1 pseudogene is annotated in these 1,062 nt (G+C 65.3%); it reads left to right on the forward strand.

What is annotated here, in order from left to right:
• Positions 1-1,057: pseudogene (locus ABT116_RS49800) on the forward strand (hypothetical protein); the annotation flags it as partial.
• Between the last annotated feature and the right edge of the window lie 5 nt (positions 1,058-1,062).

Genomic DNA, 1,062 nt, shown 5'->3' on the forward strand with positions numbered 1-1,062 from the left:
GAATCCGGTCTCGACAATCGATGCCCCGTGGGCGTACGACGCCAACGGCACACCCATCCCGACGCATTACGAGATCCGGGACGGGCAACTCGTGCAGGTCGTCGACACCACGGGTATCGAGAACGTGCTGTATCCGATTTTGGCGGACCCGCAGGATCGCACACAGAGCGGCAAGAAATCCTCTGCTCCGGCGCGCCCGACCAAAATCTCCGGTGAGGACGACGGCACCCGCTCAGATGACGGTCCACATTGGAACGAGACACCGCAGGTCGAAGGCCACAAGGCCCCCAATCCACCAGTCCAGAAACCGATACCCACTCAACCACCAGTCCCACCCGCGGTCGAGCCCGAACCACAAGTCCCTGAGCAGGCACCGGCGCAAGTCCCTGAGCAGGCTCCGGCGCAAGTGCCGGAGCAGATCCCGCAGCAGTCGCCGGCCGAGGACATCGGCGGGGACGGACCAGGTGCCGGGACATCCCCATCCATCGACCCAGCGCCCGCTACACCGAACGAAACCGACACACCCCAAGCAGAATTGGCAGGAATTCCGATCATCGGCGGCATCTTCAGTGCAGCCGAAGCCGGGCTCATGCTCACCGCTGGAATCGCAGCTTTGTTCGCGCAGATACTTGCAGGTGTGGGTCTGGGGGATTCGGAACTGTTCGGCCGCATGGAAAGTCTCGAGGAATGGGCGCTCGAGGCCGGGGTGAATCTCGCCGAAGTGCTTGTGAAGGCTATGGCTCTGCTTTCTCCGCAGGATCAGGCACTTCTTCGCACTGTCCTTTCTCCGTTCGTGAAGCTGCCCCCAGCGCGTGAGCAGGACACTCCCGGCCACGCCCAGCCCGGGCCGGCCGGACCTGCCGCGAAGCCGCCGCCTCGGAGGCCCACACCGCGGCCTGTACCGCGTCTGCCTGGTGATCACGATCCGACCCAGCCGCAAGATCCCTCCAGCGAGCCGGATTCAGGCCGACCACGTAGGCGCGGCCGTCACCGTCCGCCTCGACCCGGTCCATCTGGCCGCGGATGCGCACCTGGTAGTCGCCCGCTTCGAGGGTGACGTCG

The sequence above is a fragment of the Streptomyces sp. NPDC002130 genome (assembly GCF_040296465.1).
Taxonomy (GTDB): Bacteria; Actinomycetota; Actinomycetes; order Streptomycetales; family Streptomycetaceae; genus Streptomyces.